Source organism: Staphylococcus petrasii (assembly GCF_002902565.1).
GTDB lineage: Bacteria > Bacillota > Bacilli > Staphylococcales > Staphylococcaceae > Staphylococcus > Staphylococcus petrasii.
The window spans coordinates 1-4,790 of the sequence record NZ_PPRC01000067.1 but is presented as its reverse complement, the minus strand read 5'-3'; the positions used below and the strand labels follow the sequence as shown (position 1 = coordinate 4,790).

Below are 4,790 nucleotides of genomic sequence, written 5' to 3'. Positions count from 1 at the left end.
AAATTTTAATATCAAAAGTACTAATAAGCAATGAATAGGCCGTTTATTTTCTTAATTTTATAAGAAAAGTGCCTTTCAAAGCTTATATGAAATTACACTTTGAAAGGCACTAAATTTATATTTTTTAATTATTTTGCTTTCTTTTTATTGTTGCGTACTGATGTTAACCAGCCAATCACAACTAATAAAATCATGACAACCCAGAAGATTGTTTGCCATAGCGCACTATGTGGGAAGTCTTCAGGTAAAACGCCGATATCTTTATGAGCAAGTACGATAACGACTAATTTAATACCTACCCAACCAACGATAGCGAAGGCAGCTCCTTCTAAGCCTGGGTATTTATTTAATAAATCAACAAACCATGTTGCAGCGAAACGCATTAAAATAACACCAATCATTCCGCCTATAAACATAACACCAAATTGACCTAAATCCATTCCACCGAAGTGAATGCCCATTTTAGGAAGTGTTACGGCAATCGCCATAGCAGCTAACATAGAGTCAATCGCAAATGCAATATCTGCGAATTCTACTTTAAATACAGTACCCCAAAATTGTAGAGGACCTACTTTCTTTTCAGCGCCAGATTCATCATAGTGATGATCGTCACCGGCTTCATGTTCATCTTCTTTTTTATGGAAGAAATTCCAAAGGTTTCGAATAGACATAAAGATTAAATATGCCGCACCAAGTGCTTGAATGAACCAAAAGTTAACAATAATACTAATTAAGAATAATGCAATAAAACGGAATACAAATGCGCCTAAAAGGCCATAGAATAATGCTTTTTTACGCTGTTCAGGTGGTAAATGTTTTACCATTACAGCCATTACGACAGCATTGTCTGCTGCTAATAATCCTTCTAAAAATACAAGAACTAAAATTACCCATAAATACGGTAATATTAAACTCGGATCCATAGGGGACAACTCCTTTTTCGTTTTATACAAATAAAGAGACCTATGCTAAATAATAGCAAAGGTCTCACTAAGCAATTCATTTGCCCACTTTACCGGAAGCTTTGGCTTCGTAATGACGATAAAGTGTTAAACCACTTTGTTCAAACTGTGGTTCTCAAGTTACTCCCCTCTGACAACATGTCATAGGTATTCATTTGTTATGTGTATTATAACCAATATTCACAATAATATACAATTATAATTGATTAAATTGACATATTTTAGTTATAAATGCAACTTAATATCCCATGCTTACAATAAACTATAAAGTTTAATGTCTGGGAATTTTTCTTCAAACCAACGTGTAGCAAATTCGTTTTCAAATAAGAAGACGAAGTTATCATATCTATCTTTCACTAAGATTGAACGAGATGTATTCATTTTATCTTGAATATCCTCTTCATTTTCAATCCAACGTGCTATTTTTCTACCTACAGGTTCCATCACTACATCTACGTTGTACTCATTTTTCATACGGTGTTCGAATACTTCAAATTGTAGTTGTCCCACTGCACCAAGAATGATTTGGTTAGTATGCAACGTTTTATAGTATTGAATCGCACCTTCTTGTACTAATTGTTCAATACCTTTATGGAAATGTTTTTGCTTCATAACATTTTTTGCTGATACTTTCATAAATATCTCTGGCGTAAACTGTGGTAAATCTTGGAAACTAAATTTCTGTTTACCACCTACTAATGTATCGCCAATTTGATAGTTACCAGTGTCATATAAACCAATAATGTCTCCTGCTACGGCATGGTTAACTGTTTCTTTATCATCAGCCATAAATGATGTTGAACGTGTAATCTTTTGTTTTTTCTCAGTACGTTGTAATGTCACATCCATACCTCGTTCAAATGCACCACTAACTACACGCATGAACGCAATTCTATCGCGGTGTTTAGGGTCCATGTTCGCTTGAATTTTGAAAATAAATCCTGAGAACTCTTCATCAAATGGACTTACTTCTACGTCTTCATTAGTTTGACGTGCATTTGGCATAGGTGCATGGTCTACGTATGCATTTAAGAAGTTTTGAACACCGAAGTTTGCTAAAGCTGAACCGAAGAATACAGGTGTTAATTCACCGTTTAATAACGCTTCATTATCAAATTCTTCTCCCGCTTCTTCCACTAGCATAAATTCTTCAATAGCTTGTTCGAAGGCACTGTCATTAGTAATGGCATGCTCTTCTTCTAATTCGTAATCATCATTTAAATGTAAAACATTTTCTTCGTCTCTAAATGGTTCAATTGATTTAGTTTGACGATCAATGATACCAAAGAAACTTTGTCCCATACCGATTGGCCAGTTCATAGGATAAGTATCAATATTTAAAGTTTCTTCAATTTCATCTAATAATTCAAACGGTTCTTTACCTACACGGTCTAACTTATTAATAAATGTGAAAATTGGAATACCTCTCATTTTACATACTTTAAATAATTTTAATGTTTGAGGCTCAATCCCTTTTGCACAGTCAATAACCATGACCGCACTGTCTACAGCCATTAACGTACGATACGTATCTTCAGAGAAGTCTTCGTGTCCTGGTGTATCTAAGATATTAATTTTATAATCATCGTAATCAAATTGCATTACAGAACTTGTTACAGAGATACCACGTTCTTGTTCTACTTTCATCCAGTCACTCGTAGCAAACTTCCCAGTCTTTTTACCTTTAACTGTACCTGCTTCACGAATTGCTCCACTAAAATACAATAATTTTTCAGTTAACGTTGTTTTACCAGCATCCGGGTGAGAGATAATGGCAAACGTCTTTCTTGACTCTACTTCTTCTTTTAAACTCATTTAATATTCTCCTTCAAATCATTCGCAATCCATTCAGATAATTTAGAAGCTATGCGTGTTGCTTCATTTTCATCTTTAAAAGTAAACAATTGCATTACTAATTCTTCTTCAATTTCATTTATATTCATGCCTTTATAATCAATTTCTACAGACCAAAACATATCTGGAATAGCTATCATTAGCTGTTCTATTTCATCATTTTTATAAAGATATACATTGACAACTTCATTTTGCTCAGAAAGTTGTTTAATCTTCAACTGGGCCACCGCCAAATTTTTTATAAGCTGCTTCTAAGCCGATTAAATCATCTCTGTGAGGCACTTTAACGTGTCCAGGCATAATTTGATATGGCTCTCTTCCTTTAGAAGCTAAGACGACTGTGTCCCCTGGTTCTGCGACGTCAATCGCATGTCTAATGCCTTCAGCTCTATCGTCAAATTCAACATAGTTATCATGTGTAGCACCTTTGGCTAATTCACCAGTTAACATTTTAGGGTCGTCATTCGCTGGGTTATCCGGTGTGAAAATCACATAGTCTGCACGACACGCAACTGCACCCATTTCAGGCGTTTTAGTTAAATCACGTTCTCCAGCCATACCTACTAAGAAGATAAGCTTTTGTTTGACGAACGGTTTAACCGCATCGATAAGTTTATTCATACCATCAGCAGTATGGGCATAGTCTATAATTAAGTCAATCGGTAATGATGGATCTAACACTTCTAAACGGCCTTCTACTGGTTCTAATGATTTAACGACGCGTACAATATCTTCCATATCAGTGCCCTTACTCCACACAGCAATCATTGCAGCCATGATGTTTGAAATATTAAACTTACCAACATACGGTGATTGAACATGATATGTGCCAACTGGAGTTACAAAGTCAAACTGAACACCTTGTAATGACTCTTGAATATTCTTCGCCATAAATTGTGCTTCATTATCTATACCATAACTAAAAATTTCAAAAGGTGTCACTGAAGCTAAATATTCTGAAAAACCATCATCATTATTTAATACAACGTATTTTTCTTTAGATAAATCTTCGCCTAATTGACTGAATAGCAATGATTTAGCATGGCCATAAGCTTCCATTGTACCGTGGAAGTCTAAGTGGTCTTGTGTAAGGTTAGAGAAGATAGCAACATCAAACTCTACGCCTCGTAATCTTCCTAATGCTAAGCCGTGACTTGAAACTTCCATTGTCATTGCTTCAGCTTTTTTATCGACCGCTTCTTTAATTTTTTTAGTTAATGATACTGTTTCGGGAGTAGTATTTGCACCTTTAGTCTTTTGTTCATTAATTTGAAAGCCATTTGTCCCCAAGTATGCACTGCCTTTTCCTAAACCTCTGAAAATGAGATGAATCATCGTAGCGATGGATGTTTTACCGTTTGTACCTGTCACACCGAACGTATCTAGCTTTTGGCTAGGATAATCAAATAATGTGTGAGCAAGTAAACTTGCTACTCTTAATGTATCTGGAACGATGATTTGTGTTACATCGCCATTAATTTCTTGTTTGTGGTTCACTACTATAATCTTAGCGCCTTGATCCACTACATTCTGGCAAAATTTATGGCTGTCAACAGTATATCCTTTTGATGCGACAAATATACTTCCTTCTTTTGCTGTACGTGAATCTGTAGTAATATCATTTACATTTATATCTAAAGTTCCAATAACTTCTTTGACTCTTATTTTTTCGAACAACTCATTCGCATTCAAAATGTCTCGCTCCTTTTTTTACAATAATTCTATTATACACGTTTTAAAGACGTTGATAAATTCATTATTATCAGATTAAATCAATTTAATCACTTGATTTGATACTTCCCCATAATCTAATAATTATTTCAATTTCACTTAAAATATCTATTTATTAATTTGAAGTTAATTATTTTAAAATTTTATTTATATATAGCTTTATAACAATACATTTGAACGCTTTAATGCTAGGATATAAGTATAAACAACGAGTATTCACTACCTCATTGTGCTATAATGCAC

At 34.3% G+C, this 4,790-nt stretch carries 4 protein-coding genes and 1 riboswitch; all 4 genes read right to left on the bottom strand.

Translation table 11 applies throughout. From position 1 onward, the window contains the following. Window positions 1-128: 128 nt before the first annotated feature. The 4 genes from CD127_RS09975 to CD127_RS09960 all read right to left on the bottom strand — a co-directional run bounded on the left by CD127_RS09975 (window position 129) and on the right by CD127_RS09960 (window position 4,508). Window positions 129-923 carry a TerC family protein gene (locus CD127_RS09975; RefSeq protein WP_103297531.1) on the bottom strand — a complete coding sequence of 265 codons (795 nt, stop codon included), beginning with the start codon at window positions 921-923 and terminating at the stop codon, window positions 129-131. A 69-nt stretch (window positions 924-992) separates the two neighbouring features. Next, window positions 993-1,103: riboswitch (yybP-ykoY riboswitch) on the bottom strand. 111 nt (window positions 1,104-1,214) lie between these two features. Beyond that, window positions 1,215-2,777, bottom strand: a complete 1,563-nt coding sequence (locus CD127_RS09970) for a peptide chain release factor 3 (protein ID WP_103297532.1) — start codon at window positions 2,775-2,777, stop codon at window positions 1,215-1,217. Further along, window positions 2,774-3,034, bottom strand: a complete 261-nt coding sequence (locus CD127_RS09965) for a YueH family protein (protein WP_103366605.1) — start codon at window positions 3,032-3,034, stop codon at window positions 2,774-2,776. Before CD127_RS09965 ends, CD127_RS09970 begins: the two co-directional genes overlap by 4 nt. Next, window positions 3,024-4,508, bottom strand: coding sequence for a UDP-N-acetylmuramoyl-L-alanyl-D-glutamate--L-lysine ligase (locus CD127_RS09960; RefSeq protein ID WP_103297534.1), 1,485 nt, complete (start codon window positions 4,506-4,508; stop codon window positions 3,024-3,026). Before CD127_RS09960 ends, CD127_RS09965 begins: the two co-directional genes overlap by 11 nt. Between the last annotated feature and the right edge of the window lie 282 nt (window positions 4,509-4,790).